This is a genomic window from Micromonospora arida (assembly GCF_003857035.1).
GTDB classification, from domain to species: Bacteria; Actinomycetota; Actinomycetes; order Mycobacteriales; family Micromonosporaceae; genus Micromonospora; species Micromonospora arida.
Window position 1 is genome coordinate 1 of the sequence record NZ_QGSY01000198.1, and the last position, 14,773, is coordinate 14,773.

Consider the following 14,773-nt stretch of genomic DNA (forward strand, 5'->3'; position numbering starts at 1 on the left):
CGCCGGGAGAGGACCCCCACCCAGGATGTTGTGGGAGACGCTCCGAGGCGTCGGTCAGGGGCCGTGCGGCAGCGGCTGCGCCAGCGCCCGCAGGTCCGCCGGCAGTTGGGCCAGGGCGTCCTCGAACTCCCGGTGCCCGACCACCCGGTGCATCGTCTGGAGCACCGCCCGGGTGCCCCGCTCGGCGGCCGGACGGTCGATCCCGGCGCGGTCGGCGACCCGGCTCAGGAACTCGTCGTAGCCGAAGGTCTCCGGCGGCTCGGCGGCCTTGACCAGCAGCGGGCTCAGCTCGTCGGCCAGGTGGGGGGCCAACGCGCCCGCCTCCCCGCCGCTGAGCCGCTCGGTGAGGGTCCGCAGGACCGCCTCGGTGAGCGAGCGCGCCTGCTCCGGCGGGAGACCCGCCCGTGCCGCAACCTTGTCGACGAACGCCAGCTCGGCCATCCCCCCGCCCTTCGCTTTCGGAAACGCGTGGCTACCCGGGCCCACCGGCAGCAAACCCGGCAGCCGCAGCGGGGCTGGTTCTGCTGGTTGCTCCGCGCGGTGCCGTCAGCTTCTCGTACGGTGGGGTCGGACCGGGAACCCGACGGCTGCCCGACGGCGGCCCGTGCCGCAGGAGGAGCAGATGGCCCTCGACCTGCCCGACGTGATCGACCGGTACTTCCGGGCCGTCAACGACCGGGATCTGGACGCCTTCGTCGCCTGCTTCGCGGACACGGCGAGCGTCGCCGACGAGGACAAGCTGTACGACGGGCGGGCCTCGATCCGCGCCTGGCGGCAGAAGACGATGGACGCTTACTCGTACACCGCCGAGCCGGTCCGGGTCACGTCGCAGGCGGGCGACTCGTACCTGGCCATCACCCGGGTGTCCGGCGACTTCCCCGGCAGCCCGATCGAGCTGCGGTACCGGTTCACGCTGCGCGACGGGCTGATCGGCGCCCTGGACATCCGCCCCTGACGCCGAGTTCGGCTGCCGACGCGGCGATGCTGGTCGGGCGGGCCCGCAGGTGATCAAGCGCCGAACGGACGAGACAGTCAAGAGGGCAGTGGGTGACATGATGTGGCGGCAACAGCTGTCGCTACGAGAAGGGTTCCGGCTGCCCGATGGCGCACTTCGAGGCTCGCACGTCAACGACACCCGCGCGGAACGCGGTGCCGCTGGCCGGGCAGCCGCACCGGGCGGGCTGATGCCGGGCGAGCGACGGGAGACCGTGGCCGAGCAGAGTGTCCCCACCCACGCCGCGGACACCATGGCGTATCAGGTCGCGACCGACATACGGGCGCTGCGCGCGTTCGTCAGCGCCGGGGCACTGGCCCGTGGTCTGTCGGCCGAGCGGGTGGAGCTGTTGACGCTGGCGGTCAGCGAGCTGGCCACCAACACGTTGCAGCACACCACCGGCGGCGGCTGGGTACGGCTCTGGGCCGAGCCGGGTCAGCTGTTCTGCGACGTGGTCGACCAGGGTCCGACGCGGGCGTTCGGCCGGAGCATGCCGGCCGCCGACTCGGTACGGGGTCGCGGGCTGGCGATCGTGGAGCAGATCTGTGACGAGGTCGCGGTGCTCACCAGCCCCGGGGAGACCGTCGTACGGATTCGCCTGAGTCTGTGAACGTCGGCGGCGATCCCCACCCGCCCGGGCCAGGTTGGCTGCCACAATGCGGACAGGCCGGGCCGACTGTGGCACCGGGTCGGACCCGAACGGGAGGACGCCACGATGCCGGACAGCGCACGCGAGGCCGAGCTGCTCGACGCCGAGCGCACCCTGCAGGCCGCCCAACGGGCCGGTGACGTCGCCGCCCTCGATCAGCTGCTGGTCGACCAGCTGATCGCCATCGGCCCGGACGGGCGTACCCACAGCAAGCAGGATGACCTGGCCGCCCACCGGGACCGCCGCTCGGTCGTCGAGGAGTTGGTGGAGGAGGAGCTGGACCTGCTCGTCGTCGGTGCGACGGGGGTGACGTTCTTCCTGGGCCGGGTGTCCGGGGTCTTCGAGGGGGCGCCGTTCGCTGCGCGGCTGCGCTACACCCGGACGTGGGTCCACGACGACCCGCACGGCTGGCGGGTCCTGGCCGCACACATCAGCCCGGTCTGACTCAGCTGCCGTCCTCGTCGTCCTCGTCGAGCAGGCCCTGCTCGTCGAGGAACGCGAACCACCGGTCGTCGGCGGGGGTCAGGTCGGCGTAGCCCGGCCCGAGCAGGTAGTAGTCCACGAAGGATTCCACGTCGGGGGCGAGCTCCTCGAACGCGTCGGACATGAACCACTCGGTGCCGTTCGGTGGGAAGTACCAGATCGCGCCCGTGCCACGATCCATGAAGATCGGCTCGTCGCTGCGGACGCCGACCACCAGCCAGCCTGCCCGGTCCTGCGGGATGGACGAGAAGTCCGGCGCGTAGTCCAGGTGGTACTGGATCCCCGCGAGGGTCGACGAGGACGCCAGCTCGACCCGACCCGCCCGCAGCCCGTCGGCCACCAGCAGGAGGTCCCGCAGGTCGGCCGGGAGCCCCGCCGGTAGGGCGTCGATGGCCGCCCCCTCGCCGAACTGGGCGTAGGCCAGGCTGTCCGGCAGATCGGCCAGCTCAGCCCGCAGCTCCTCGATGAGCTGCCGCAGCTCGAGGTTCAACGCACCACCTCTGTTCGGATGAGGTCCCGTCCGGCACTGCCCCGGCTGCCCGGAGATCCGCGAGCCGATGCGCGGTTTGGTTCTACCACGCACCAGCTCGCCGGAGCGTCACCTCGCCGAATCCGCCAGCCGGGCCGTCACCACAAGCTCGTCGAGCTGAGCCGACCCGGCAGCTTGCTCCGGCAGCCGGCTGTCGTGCTGCGCCTCGTCGAGTCGCGACGCCAGCTCAGCCAGGTCCCGGCCGAGGACCGGGCCCGCGACCATGCCGTTCAACCCACCGTGTTCGGCGGACCGCTTCGCCGCGATCAGCTCAGGAAGGTACGCCGGTGCCGCCTCGGCGAGCAGCAGGCTCGGCAGGTGCGCCAGCATCCGGCCGGTGCGCATCAGGTGCACGCCGGTGAGCAGCGCCCGGAAGGCGTAGAGCAGTGGTTTCAGCTCGCCGGTCGTGTCGAACAGCCGCCGCTGGGTGGCGGCGAAGCCGCGGTAGTGGTGCGCGTGGTGCCGGGTCAGCACCAGCGGTGCCAGCTCGACCAACGCGGCGTGCACCGTCGTGGTGTGGACCACCAGCGGTGACAGCAGCTGTTCCAGTACGTAGCCGTTGCGCCGCAGCATCAGCCGCACGAACTTGCGCAGGTCGTGGGTGACCAGGTCCAGCTCCACGCCGTCGCGGTCGGTCATGACCGTACGGGTCTCGGTGGGCTGCGCCAGCCCGATCAGGTCCTCGACCGGAAGCAGATGCGCGCCGCGCAGGTCGACGTCCGAGTCGGTGGACGGGAACCCGTACAGGTGGGCGCCGGAGACGGTGGCGAACACCAGCGGGTGCGGCTGCTCGGCGACGATGGCGGTCAGGTCGACGCCGACCGGCAGACCCGCGGCCTCCCAGGCCGTCACGCGGAGCACCGCACGGAGCGTTCCCGGACGGAGATCAGCCACTGTTCGACCCTTGCCTCGTCGGGCTGGTCGGGTAACGGGCTGGTGGCCAGGTCCGCGGTCATCCGGCTGACGAGGCGGTCGCGCCAGGTGACGATTTCGGCCCAGGGCACCTCACCCGCCTTGACCGCCAGCAGGCGGTCCCGGTCCACGCCCACGTCCAGCACCAGGCGGCCGGTGCGGACCAGGTCACCCCCGGCGGTCAGCAGTCGGATCAGGTGCATCACGTGCCGCCACGTCGGAACGCCGGTGCGGGCGATCCCACGCTCGGCCTTTCCGAACTGGGCGGTGGCGTACCGCAGGTAGGTGTCGGCCACCCGTCGGGACAGGAAGGCCGGCGTGAGCGCCCGGAGTTCCACGCCCAGTGGGGTGCACGTTTCGACCAGCGGAGAGTGCAGCACCTCCAGGACCGTGGGATTCGCCGCCAACCCGAGCGTGCAGACCCGCTCCACCTCCCAGCGCACCTGCTCGTCGAGCGGCCCGTCGTGGTGGCGCGCAGGTTTCCGCAGCCCCCAGAACGCCGAGGCCGGCAGTGCGTACACCCCACGGCGGTCGGTGTCCGATGCCGCGCCGGACAGCCCGAACGCGCGGGAACCGACGACCACCTGCAAGATCGTGTGGTCGTCGACCAGCTGATCGGTCAGCGTGTGCTCCACTGCCGCCGCCTCCCCCGAGCGTTGCGCCGACCGCCTGGGCGGCCGTTGTCCGGTGCACACCATGCCGGTCCGGGAGTGCTGACGTCGAGCCCTTTCCTCAGCTCACGACGGCGTCGATCGCGCCGACGCGCAGGGTGCCGTCGTTGAGGGGTGTGCAGCGGATGCCGCCGGTGGTGCGCAGCGCCTTCCATGTCCCCGGGCCGACGGTGACGTCCATCCAGGCGCACGGTCGGGCCGCCCGGTTGACCCGCAGGCTGACCGGGCCGTCGCCGGAGTCCAGCACCAGCACTCTGCCGATCAGCTCGTCCACGGCGATCCCGGTGGTGAGGATGTTGCGCCGCACCTCGGCCAGGCCGACGCCGACCGGCAGTGACTCCCGGGCGATGACGGTGACGCTGGCGTCGCGGTGTGCCTGCTGACCGAAGTACCGGTCGCCGACGATGCCGAGGCCGGCCCGGATCCGGACGGCGTCGACCAGCTCGCCGGGTGGGGCCGGGGCCGGGCCGTCGGCGGGCCGGCCCAGGAAGCGGTGCACGGGCGAGGCCAGCAACTCGACGATCTCCGGCATGGCAGGAATTCTACGAATCGGATAGGGCCTCCGGGGCAGGTCGGCGGATGCGCGGTGCCGCCTCTCTTGCCAGGCGACCTCCACTGTTCTATAACTGTTGCATGAGTTCTATAACACTACGACCGGCAGGCGTTCCGGGGCGATACGGGAGCTACGGCGGGCGGTACGTGCCGGAGTCTCTGATCCCCGCCTGCGAGGCGGTCGCCGAGGCCTTCTCGCAGGCGTGGGCCGACCCCGGGTTCCGCGGCAGTCTCGCCGCGCTGCTGTCGGCCCACGTGGGACGGCCGACACCGCTGACGCCGGCCGTGCGACTCTCGACCGAACTCGGTGTGACGGTGCTGCTCAAGCGGGAGGATCTGACACACACCGGATCACACAAGATCAACAATGTGCTCGGGCAGGCGTTGCTGGCCCGACGCATGGGGCGTACGCGTCTGATTGCCGAGACCGGGGCGGGCATGCACGGCGTCGCGACGGCGACGGCCGGCGCCCTGCTGGGCTTACCGGTGAAGGTGTTCATGGGCGAACGCGACGTGGAACGCCAGGCGCACAACGTCTTCCGTATGCGGCTGCTGGGTGCCGAGGTCGTTCCGGTGACCACCGGCAGTCGGACGCTGAAGGACGCCACCAGCGAGGCCATGCGCCACTGGGTGACAGACGTCGACGAGGCGTACTACTGCGTGGGCTCCGTCATCGGTCCGCACCCCTATCCGATGATGGTCCGCGAGTTCCAGCGCGTCATCGGTGACGAGGCCCGGCGGCAGTGCGCGGCCGAGCTGCCCGCCGCCACCCCCGACTACGTGGTCGCCTGCGTCGGCGGGGGCAGCAACGCGGCGGGCACCTTCGCCGGGTTCGTCGAGACCTCGGCGAAGCTCGTCGGGGTGGAAGCCGAGGGCGGCTCCGGCGCGACGAACGGGGAGATCGGCGTCCTGCACGGCTTCCAGTCGCTGTTCCTCCAGGACGAACACGGGCAGATCAAGGAGGCGCACTCGATCGCCGCCGGGCTGGACTACCCCGGCGTCGGCCCCGAGCACGCGTACCTGCGCGATCTGGGGCGCGCCCGGTATGTCACCGCCTCCGACGGGGAGGCGATCGCGGCCGCGGTCCGGCTCGCGCGCTCGGAGGGCGTGCTGCCCGCCATCGAGTCGGCCCACGCGCTCGCCTGGGTCGTCCGCGCCGCCGGCACGCCGGAGCTGCCCAGAGGATCGACAGTGCTCGTCACCCTCTCGGGGCGCGGCGACAAGGACATCACCACCCTGATCGCGGAAGCGGAGCTCGCATGAAGCTACTGATGCCCTACATCACGGGCGGGATCGTGCCCGGCTGGACGGCGTACCTGGACGCCTTCGAGGACGCCGGAGCCGACATGGTCGAGGTCGGGCTCCCGTTCTCCGACCCGACGGTGGACGGCCGCACCATTCAGGAGGCCTCGGACACGGCGCTCGCCCGAGGCACCACGCCCGCCTCGGTCCTGGAAGACCTCGCCACAGCGCGGACAGGCATCCCTATCGTCGCCAGCACGTACGCCAACATCGCGCTGCGGCCCGGGTTCGGCGACGCGCTGACGGCGGCCGGGGTGACCGGGCTGATCGTGCCCGACCTGCCCCTCGACGAGCTGGCCGGGCTGGACGTGCCGGGCGTCCAGGTGAGCCTGCTCGCCTCCCCCGCCACGCCGGACGATCGGCTCGCCGAGATCGGCCGAGGCAGTCAGGGTTTCGTGTACGCCATCTCGATCATGGGCACGACCGGCGAACGCGACCGGCTCGCACCGTCGGCCGTCACTCTGGCCGCCCGGCTCAAGCAGATCACGGACCTACCCGTGCTGCTGGGCTTCGGCATCTCCACCCCGGAACAGGCGGGCGAGGCCGCGGCGGTCGCCGACGGAGTCATCGTCGGCGCGGCCGTCATGCGACGCATCCTCGACGGGGCGGGTCCCACCGAGGTCGGCGCCTTCGTGGCGTCGCTGCGGGCCGCGTTGTCTCAGGTGGCCACCGTGCGATGATCGGCGGTGGCCGTCGATGACGGGAGCGGACAGTCGACGCATCGGGAGACAGAACAGTGGCACGCTACCGGGCCATCGCCGCCGACCTCGCCGCCAAGATCCGCGACGGTCGCTACGTGGCGGGTGAGGCGTTGCCCGCGCAGCGCGAGCTGAGCACGGCGTACGGCGTCACTCTGATGACGCTGCGGCAGGCCCTGCGCGAACTGAGCGCCGAGGGCCTGATCGTCCAGCGGCCCGGCAAGGGCACCTATGTCGCGCCTGCTCATGCCGCGTACCAGCTCGGATCGTTGCGGAGCTTCGGCGACGACCTGCGCGAGCAGGGCCACGAGGTCCACACGACGGTGATCTCCCGCGCGCAGCGCCGCGTGCCCTCGCGCGTCGCGGCCCGGCTGCGGGTTCGCGAGGCCGAGACGGGCCTGCGCCTGGAGCGCGTCCGCGCGTTCGCCGGCCGCCGCGCCATTCATCAGATTTCCTGGGTACGCGAGCCGCACGCGAACCGCCTGCACGACGTGGACTTCACCGGCACCTCGTTGTACGCGGCCCTGGCCGACCTCGGGGTGGTGGTGGCCCGGGCGGCGGAGACGATCCGACCGGAGGTGCTGAACGCGGACGTGGCCCGGCATCTGGACGAGGCCGAGGGAGCGCCCGTGCTGGTCAGTGACCGGATCACGTACGCGCCCGACGGGACGGCCCTGGTGACCGACCGGGCGACGATGCTGGGCAGCATGATGCAGATCACCGCCGACCGGGCCGCCACCGGGTTGTCCCTCCACTACGGAGCGGTCTAGCGGCATGAGAGCGCGTCGGCGTATAGGCGGGTTGTGAATCTCCGGGCACACCTTTTCCGGTGAGCTGATCGCGCGACTGAACGCAACCCGATGATGAGTTGTCATCTCTCGGGTACCACCAAACCGCACTCGTAGGCGCATACGACAAGTTGCGCCCGGTCGCGGGCCGACAGTTTGGACAGCAGCCGGCTCACGTGGGTCTTGACCGTGTTGAGGCTGACGATGAAGTGGTCGGCGATTTCCGCGTTCGACTTGCCGGCCGCCACCTGGACGAGCACCTCGCGTTCGCGCTCGGTCAGGTCGTCGAGGCCCTCCGGTGCGGTCACCGGGGTTTTCCGCCCGGACGTACGGCGTACGAATTCCGCCACCAGTCGGGTCGTCACCCGTGGAGTCAGCAGTGCCTCTCCGCCGGCGACGACGCGGATGGCGCTGAGCAGGTCCTCCGGTGGGGTGTCCTTGAGGACGAAACCGCTTGCCCCGGCGCGCAGCGCGGCGAAGACGTGTTCGTCCTCCCCGAACGTTGTCACGATCAGCACGCGGGCGTCGATGCTGCCGTCGTCGGCGATGTGCCGGGTGGCTTCGAGGCCGTCCATGACCGGCATGCGGATGTCCATGAGCAGAATATCCGGACGTAGCGCACGGCATTGCCGGACCGCTGTGGCGCCGTTGTCGGCCTCGCCGACCACCGTGAGCCCGGGCGAGGTCTCCAGGAGTACCCGGAATCCGGCTCGGACCAGCGCCTCGTCGTCCACGACCAAAACCCGGACCGGCACTGTCGTGCCTTCGGTGTCAGCCACGGCGCCTTCTCCCGGTACGGTCGCCAGGCTCCGGCCGGGTCGCCGGTGGCAGCGGGAAATGTACGCGCACAGCGTAGCCGCCGTTGCGACGCGGTCCGGCCTCGACCGTGCCGTCGTACAACGAGACCCGGTCCCGCATTCCGGCCAAGCCGTTCCCGGAGCCCCGTCCGGCCTTGAAGGTACCGGCGACCGGGACGTCGTTAACGACCGTGACGTCCAACCCTTCCGGTCCGCGTTCGACCTCGACGGACGTCGTCGCCCGGCCGGCGTGACGTACCACGTTCGTCAGCGCCTCCTGCACCACGCGATAAGCCGACTCCTCGACCGCCGGCGGTGCACCGGCATCCGTGGTCAGTGACAGCGTGATCGGATGGCCGTCCTCGCGCAGGTCGTCGACCAACGACCGGATGTGGGCGAGTGTCCGACGATCGACGGTAGGACCAGCAGCCAGCGGACCGCCCGTGCGCACCAGGTCTTCCGGAGCATCCCGCAACGACTGCAGCACCGCTCGCAACTCGTCCAGAGCGCTCCGGCTGGCGGTCTCAATCGCCGCCAGTGCGACCAGAGCCTCACCCGGTCGCTGTTCGAGCACCATGCGGGCCACGCCCGATCGCACCGCGATCATGCTCAGCGTGTGCGACACGATGTCATGCACGTCGGCGGAGACCCGCACCCGTTCCTCGGCGCGGACCCGACGCTCGGCTTCCCGCGCCCGTTCTTCCTCCTCCATGCGCAAGCGCCGTTCCGCCTGCCGGCGGGAGCCGAAGGCGTACCCGACCAGCCACGCCGGAATCGCGAGGACCAGTTGGATCGCGTTCTGCCCGGTGGCCGGATGCAGCTGCATCGCGATCAGTTCCGCGGCGGTGACCAGCCCCACCGCGGCCACGCCAACCCGCAGCGACACGGCACGCGGGAGCCGGTCTGCCACGGTCAGCACGGCGATCGCCAGCGCCGGGCCCGCATTGCTGTGGAACACCGTGAACCCAACATCGGTCAGAGCCGCCACGACGAGAACCGACGACACCGTGATGAGCACCGGCACCGGAGCCGCCCGGCGCACCACCAGCGGCACGGCCACGGCGGCGCCGAACACGACGACCGCCGCCGCAGGACTATGCCCGGAACCACGGATCAGCACCGGAAGGGTGAACAGCCCGAACGATCCGACCGCGAGAGCGATGTCCAGCAGATCGGGCGATGGCAGATCGGTCCGGCGACGTCGCATGTCCATCACGTTAACCAGGCACACCGACCCGGTCGTCATGCTCCAGCATGACGAGGCGACTCCTGAGGGAGGTCCCGAATCATGCTGGAGAGCGACGCCCGAGCCTGGCGGTATGGCCGAGTGTCGGTGCCATGACAAACCACCGGCTGCAACTGTCCCGTCCCGCCGTCATCACCGCAGCGGTCTCCGCGACCGCCGGACTCGCCACCGGCGTCGCGGTCTTTCTCCACCGCTCCGAACAGATCGAACCGCACGTGAACGGCACTTCCGCGTGGCTTCCCCATCTCGTCGTCCTCGCCATCGTGGCGACCTGGTTCACGGTGGCCTCGCGCCGTAGCCCGTTCGGCTGGATGGTGATCTTCGGGCCGGTCGGGCGCCCGATCACGGCCCGGATCCGGGCAACGTTCCGATCCGGCTTCCACCCTCTGATCCTGCTGCGATGCCTGGCCGCCGCGTTCCTCGTCCTGCTGGAGGTGTACATGGCCTGGCGCATCGGAGAGCAGGTCTTCGCCGGGCTGGACCCCAACTTCATCAACAACGCCTGGGGCGGCCCGTCATACCTCGGAGCGATGTTCTGCCACTACCTCGACGGCGCCCTGCTGTACCCGATCTGCCACGTCCTCCTCCGGAAGGTCACCGTCCCAGCAGGACCCACCGCCGAATGATGAGATGACGGAACCTCCAGCCCCATGCCGACAACAACTGCTGGAATCGTCCCACTTACCTGCTCAAGGGCCCTGTCTTCGGCAGAGTCGATCGGCGTGGCGGTAGGTGGGGCGCGCATGAACCGAACTCGATCCGCCTACTGCCGTTGCTGTACTAGTCGGTCCGGCGTGCGCCTCGCCGTTGATCTCGCACGGTCGCGACCGTTGCTCGGTGGGGACGGCGACTTGAGTCGTCACCGTCCCCACCGTGACCCGGTTCAGGCCGGCGTGCCGGTGACGGTCAGGTTGCGCAGTCGGCCCACGTTGTCGAACGAGCCGAAGCCGACCCGCCCCGAGCCGAACGTGGTGTCCTTCGCGGTCAGCAGCGGGTCCCGACGCCCGTCGACGTAGACGGCGATCTCGCCGGTCGCCGGCAGGTGCACCACCCGGACGCGGTGCCACCTGGCGTCGGTGATCGCCGGGTTGGCGCCCCGGGACCGGCCGTTCCACTGGTGGTCGATGCGCTCCCGGTCGGCGTTGTCCACCTTGAAGATGCCGTTGTGCGGATAGATCGTGTTGTCGGTGGAGAGATGGGCGTAGTAGAACTCGGTGTCCGAACGCCAGCCGAAGACGATGATCACGTCCCGGTTGGTGACCTCCACCGGTGTGTCGAGTCGTACCTGGGCGTCGACCTGCACCGACGACCACGCCGGGCCGTTGGTCAGCACGGCGTACTCGAAGGGCCGGCGCGGGCCCGGCCGGCTCTCCCCGGCCTCGGCCAGAATGACCTGGTCGCCTGTGAACTGCCACTTCGCCGGCGTCACCGGCGACCAGTTCGCGGCTCCGGCGGTGCGGCAAAGGGTGACGTCCCCGACGTCACCGCTGGCGAACTCCCGGGTACCGGTCACCTTCCAGACCTTTCCGTTGGCCTTCGCGACCACGTAGAGCTCACCGGCGGCGTCGGTGCCGAAGCGCAGGTCCACCCGGTTGGGGTCACCGGGCGCACCCGGCGCGGACAGGTCACGCATCCGGACCGGGGTGCCCGCCGCGTCGAAGAGCGCGAGCTGGTGGATCGTGGCCAGCCCTCGGCCGCGGCGCATCTCGTTGGCCTCGGTGTAGAGCACCCGGCCGTCGACCAGGTCACCGAAGACGTACTTGCCGCGCAGCGCGGGCAGCGCCCGCCCTCGGTAGACGAAGCCGCCGGCCACCGCGACACCGACGTCGTCGGTGCAGTTCCAACCGGCGGCAGGGTCGTGGTCGTACGCGGCGACCGGGTAGGTGTAGCCGTACCTGTCGTCGTCGGCGGGCAGCGGGAGCAGCCGGTCGCACGGACTGGTGGCGGTCTTGTCGAAGACGAAGGAGCCCTCGCGCTCGCTCCAGCCGAAGTTGTCGCCGGCGCGAACCTCGTAGATCGCCTCGACGGCGTGTTCACCGATGTGTCCGAGGTACATCCGGCCGGTCGCCCGGTCCCAGCTGAACCGGTGCGGGTCCCGGAAACCCACGGCGTAGAGCTCGCCGAGCGCCCCGGCCCGGCCGACGAACGGGTTCCCGGCCGGGATGCCGTAGCGCCCGTTCGCGGAGTTGGTGCCCCGAGGGTCGATCCGCAGCAGCTTGCCGTGCGGCAGGGCAAGGTTCTGCGGGTCGGTGTTGCGCGCGCCCTGGCCACCGTCGCCGACGGCGAGGTACAGCAGGCCGTAGTCGCGGTCATGGCGCTTGGCCGTGGGGTTGAAGTTGATTTCCTGGATGCCGTGTATCTGGCCGCCGAAGCCGATGCGCAGCACCTCCCGGTGCGTACCGGCGAAGGTGGCGGCCGCCGGATCCGTCGCCGTCCACTCGGTGATGACACCGTGGAAGAGCGTGTTGGGCTGGGCGTAGTCCGGGACGGCGGTCGTCGTCGACGCCAACTCGGTGTGGATGGTGTAGAACCGGCCGTTCATCCCGAACTCCGGGTGGAACGCGACGTACCCGAAGCCCTGGCCGAGCCCACGACCGGAGAAGAACCGCGGCGCGAACGTCGCGGCCACGTCCAGGTAGACGTGCGGCACGCCGCCCTCGACCAGGTAGAGGCTGCCGTTGAGGTCGGGCACCGCCCGCCGGCCGGAACCGTCGGGCATCTCCATGATGGTGTTGATCCGCGCGGTACGCATGAGCCGCGCGTCGGTCGGCGCCGGTGTCGGGTACGACTGCGGGAAGCTGGCGTACTCGCTGAGGACCAACCCGAGTCGGGACTGGACCGGCATCTCGGGGATCGGGTCGTCGACCGCGTCGGCGGCGCGCGCCGGCGTGGCTACCAGGGTGGACAGGATCAGCACGAGGGCGGTGAGGCCGGCCCTCACTGTGGGCCGGCGGACGGTGCCGGCGCGGCGGTGCAGGGTGCGCACGCGTGTCTCCTTCTCGGTGGGACGGTGCCGAGGGTGGTCAGCGGGCAAGGTGGCGGTACTGCCTCCGCACGTCGTTCGCGGAGACCACACTGTCGAGGAACATCAGGCCGTCCATCCGGCAGTCGCACGGGTTGCGTTCCAGGGTGTCCTGGGGGAAGCTGCCGCCGATCTTGATGCCCCGGGGGTCGGACGCGGTGGTCACGTGCGGGCCCGGCCCGGACACCAGCCACGGATCGTCGGCGCGGGTGTAGAAGCCGTCCACCGGTTCGCCGTTGCGGTAGAGGGCGAGCGCGCCGGTGTTGAAGTCGAAGGTGGCGGCCAGGTGCACCCACTCCCCCACCGGCAGCAGCTCGCGCCAGTCCCGGGTGGCGGCGAAGGTCTGTGAGTTGCCGCCGTCGAGCCGCCGGCCGAGCGCGACGAGACGCAACTCCCCGTCGACGTCGATCAGCTCCAGCAGTGCGCGGACGCCGTGGCCGTCGGAGTCGCCGGTCAGCACTCCGGCCAGCCCGATCGCGTTGTACCTGTCGTCCGGGTCGGCTGTGGTGGAGTTGGGTAGCGGGCTGTCCATGTTCAGTTTGAACCAGCCCATGACTGTGGTGCCGGCGGTGGCGCTGAAGGCGCGCAGCGTCCGCACCCCGCTGGCCGACCAGGTGCCGGCCTTCCAGTCGTCGTTGCCGGCGACGGCGGGGGCGACCTGCCGGGTCTGCACCGCGTTGCGGCTGCCCCGGTAGGCGCGGTCCGGCACCCGCATGGCGGTGCCGCCGTTGATCAGCTCGATCTCGGTGCCGGAACGCCCCTGGTCGCGTTCCAGTGCGGGGTCGCCGGGCACCGGGTGGTCGAAGTCGTACGCGGCGACCAGGTGCGCGCGCAGCGCCGGGTGGACGTCGGACGACATGCTCCGATCCGCCTGCGCCGGTGGCGCGCTGGCGCCGGTCAGTGCGCCGATCGCCAGGAGGGAGACGGCCGCTCGTCGGGCCCTGGACATGGCTGTCACCTCGTTTCGCGGCATGCCGGATGCCGGTCACGTAAGCGCTTACGTAAGCGCTTACGTACCCTAGGCTTCGATCGATGCCACTCGCAACAGATCGGGTGACATGGATGTTTTCGGAGGTTTGCCGATGCCCAGGGCCAGCCAACGGCCGCGCCTCGTGGACGTCGCCGAACACGCCGCCGTCTCGCTGGCCACCGCCTCCCGCGCCCTCGCCGGCCGTGAGGGGGTCAGCACCGAGGTGGCCGATCGGATCCGGCAGGTCGCCCATGAGCTTGGCTACGTGGCCAACCCGTACGCCCGCACCCTGGCCAGCGGAGCCACCTCCACAGTGGGGTTGATCGTCCACCAGGTCGACGACCCGTACTTCTCCGAGATCGCCGCCGGGGTCATCCAGCTCGCCTCCGAGCAGGGGCTGCTGGTGCAGATCTGCCAGTCCGGCCGCGACCCCGACTACGAGCTGCAACAGCTACGCCACCTGATCGCCCAGCGGGTCGGCATCGTCCTGATCAGCGGCTCCGGCTACGACGACCCACGGATGGAGAGCGCGGCGCGCGCCGAGCTGGCCGCGTTCCAGAACCACGGCGGACGGGCCGCTGCCATCGGACGGCACGCGCTCGGGGTCGACGCCGTCCTGCCGGACAACGAGGCCGGCGGCCATGCGCTCGCTCAGCACCTGATGGATTTCGGCCACCGGCGGATCGCGGTCGCCGCGGGCAGCGCGGGCCTCACCACCGTCGCCGACCGGCTGGCCGGAGTGTCGTCGGCCCTGCGGGAGCGCGGGCGGCCCACCACCGACCTGGCCGTCGTGCACACCGACTTCACCCGCGGCGGTGGACGCGCCGCCGCCGAGCAGATCCTCAACGACCACCCCGGGACGACGGCGATCATCGCGCTCAACGACGTGATGGCCATGGGCGTGCTGTCGACGCTGCGGTCCCGCCGTGTGCCGGTGCCCGCGCGGATGTCCGTGGTCGGTTTCGACGACGTCTCCGTGGCGGCCGACCTCGCACCCAGCCTCACCACCATCCGCCTGCCGATGACCGAGATGGGCCGCACGGCACTCACCCTCGCGCTCAAGCCGCGCACGGCACGCCCTCGCCGCCGCCCCACCGGTCACCTGCTGGTCGTCCGCGACTCGACCGGGCCCGCGCCGATAACCTGACCGACGCCGCGCC

17 protein-coding genes are annotated in these 14,773 nt (G+C 70.9%); 8 read left to right on the plus strand and 9 right to left on the minus strand.

Annotated features, from left to right (window positions below):
- Positions 1–54 precede the first annotated feature (54 nt).
- Positions 55–441 carry a DUF2267 domain-containing protein gene (locus tag DLJ58_RS18675; protein ID WP_124858143.1) on the minus strand — a complete coding sequence of 129 codons (387 nt, stop codon included), beginning with the start codon at positions 439–441 and terminating at the stop codon, positions 55–57.
- Positions 442–622: 181 nt separating this feature from the next.
- Here DLJ58_RS18675 and DLJ58_RS18680 point away from each other — a divergent pair, with 181 nt between their 5' ends.
- From DLJ58_RS18680 to DLJ58_RS18690, 3 genes are all read left to right on the plus strand, one after another.
- Positions 623–955, plus strand: a complete 333-nt coding sequence (locus tag DLJ58_RS18680; RefSeq protein ID WP_112725061.1) for a nuclear transport factor 2 family protein — start codon at positions 623–625, stop codon at positions 953–955.
- A gap of 97 nt (positions 956–1,052) precedes the next feature.
- Positions 1,053–1,604, plus strand: a complete 552-nt coding sequence (locus tag DLJ58_RS18685) for an ATP-binding protein (protein WP_341869912.1) — start codon at positions 1,053–1,055, stop codon at positions 1,602–1,604.
- A 105-nt stretch (positions 1,605–1,709) separates the two neighbouring features.
- Positions 1,710–2,087: a nuclear transport factor 2 family protein gene (locus tag DLJ58_RS18690; protein WP_091398883.1), complete on the plus strand. Its 378-nt coding sequence runs from the start codon at positions 1,710–1,712 to the stop codon at positions 2,085–2,087.
- 1 nt (position 2,088) lies between these two features.
- Here DLJ58_RS18690 and DLJ58_RS18695 read toward each other — a convergent pair whose 3' ends face one another.
- From DLJ58_RS18695 to DLJ58_RS18710, 4 genes are all read right to left on the minus strand, one after another.
- On the minus strand, positions 2,089–2,616 hold the full coding sequence (locus DLJ58_RS18695) for an SUKH-4 family immunity protein (protein WP_124858145.1): 528 nt from the start codon (positions 2,614–2,616) through the stop codon (positions 2,089–2,091).
- Positions 2,617–2,724: 108 nt separating this feature from the next.
- Positions 2,725–3,483 (minus strand): nucleotidyltransferase domain-containing protein, encoded by a 759-nt coding sequence (locus tag DLJ58_RS18700; RefSeq protein WP_244219018.1) that lies wholly within the window; start codon positions 3,481–3,483, stop codon positions 2,725–2,727.
- 20 nt (positions 3,484–3,503) lie between these two features.
- Entirely contained in the window at positions 3,504–4,202 is a 699-nt protein-coding gene (locus DLJ58_RS18705; RefSeq protein WP_244219014.1) for a nucleotidyltransferase domain-containing protein, read from the minus strand.
- Positions 4,203–4,299: 97 nt separating this feature from the next.
- Positions 4,300–4,770: a molybdenum cofactor biosysynthesis protein gene (locus DLJ58_RS18710; protein ID WP_124858151.1), complete on the minus strand. Its 471-nt coding sequence runs from the start codon at positions 4,768–4,770 to the stop codon at positions 4,300–4,302.
- Positions 4,771–4,871: 101 nt separating this feature from the next.
- On the opposite strand from DLJ58_RS18710, the gene trpB reads away from it, so the two are divergent.
- Genes trpB through DLJ58_RS18725 form a run of 3 tightly spaced genes read left to right on the plus strand, consistent with a single transcriptional unit; the run spans position 4,872 to position 7,560 of the window.
- A complete protein-coding gene (gene trpB, locus DLJ58_RS18715) occupies positions 4,872–6,053 on the plus strand; it encodes a tryptophan synthase subunit beta (RefSeq protein WP_124858153.1) in 1,182 nt (393 codons plus the stop codon).
- Positions 6,050–6,772 (plus strand): tryptophan synthase subunit alpha, encoded by a 723-nt coding sequence (trpA, locus tag DLJ58_RS18720; protein WP_124858155.1) that lies wholly within the window; start codon positions 6,050–6,052, stop codon positions 6,770–6,772. Before trpB ends, trpA begins: the two co-directional genes overlap by 4 nt.
- Before the next feature lie 56 nt (positions 6,773–6,828).
- Complete coding sequence (locus tag DLJ58_RS18725; RefSeq protein ID WP_124858157.1) at positions 6,829–7,560, plus strand: GntR family transcriptional regulator; 732 nt, start codon at positions 6,829–6,831, stop codon at positions 7,558–7,560.
- A gap of 101 nt (positions 7,561–7,661) precedes the next feature.
- Here the strand turns inward: DLJ58_RS18725 and DLJ58_RS18730 are convergent, their stop codons facing one another.
- Positions 7,662–8,357, minus strand: a complete 696-nt coding sequence (locus DLJ58_RS18730; RefSeq protein WP_244219015.1) for a response regulator — start codon at positions 8,355–8,357, stop codon at positions 7,662–7,664.
- Positions 8,350–9,621, minus strand: coding sequence for a sensor histidine kinase (locus DLJ58_RS18735; RefSeq protein ID WP_124858159.1), 1,272 nt, complete (start codon positions 9,619–9,621; stop codon positions 8,350–8,352). The genes DLJ58_RS18730 and DLJ58_RS18735 overlap by 8 nt, the downstream gene beginning before the upstream one ends.
- Positions 9,622–9,713: 92 nt before the next feature.
- On the opposite strand from DLJ58_RS18735, the gene DLJ58_RS18740 reads away from it, so the two are divergent.
- Positions 9,714–10,247 carry a hypothetical protein gene (locus DLJ58_RS18740; RefSeq protein ID WP_208741199.1) on the plus strand — a complete coding sequence of 178 codons (534 nt, stop codon included), beginning with the start codon at positions 9,714–9,716 and terminating at the stop codon, positions 10,245–10,247.
- Positions 10,248–10,504: 257 nt separating this feature from the next.
- On the opposite strand, the gene DLJ58_RS18745 is transcribed toward DLJ58_RS18740, so the two are convergent.
- Both DLJ58_RS18745 and DLJ58_RS18750 read right to left on the minus strand, forming a co-directional pair.
- On the minus strand, positions 10,505–12,607 hold the full coding sequence (locus DLJ58_RS18745) for a PQQ-dependent sugar dehydrogenase (RefSeq protein ID WP_124858166.1): 2,103 nt from the start codon (positions 12,605–12,607) through the stop codon (positions 10,505–10,507).
- A gap of 37 nt (positions 12,608–12,644) precedes the next feature.
- Positions 12,645–13,592: a LamG-like jellyroll fold domain-containing protein gene (locus DLJ58_RS18750; RefSeq protein WP_208741201.1), complete on the minus strand. Its 948-nt coding sequence runs from the start codon at positions 13,590–13,592 to the stop codon at positions 12,645–12,647.
- Between the two features lie 133 nt (positions 13,593–13,725).
- Between DLJ58_RS18750 and DLJ58_RS18755 the strand changes: the two genes are divergently transcribed.
- Positions 13,726–14,760 carry a LacI family DNA-binding transcriptional regulator gene (locus DLJ58_RS18755; protein WP_124858170.1) on the plus strand — a complete coding sequence of 345 codons (1,035 nt, stop codon included), beginning with the start codon at positions 13,726–13,728 and terminating at the stop codon, positions 14,758–14,760.
- Positions 14,761–14,773: the final 13 nt, after the last annotated feature.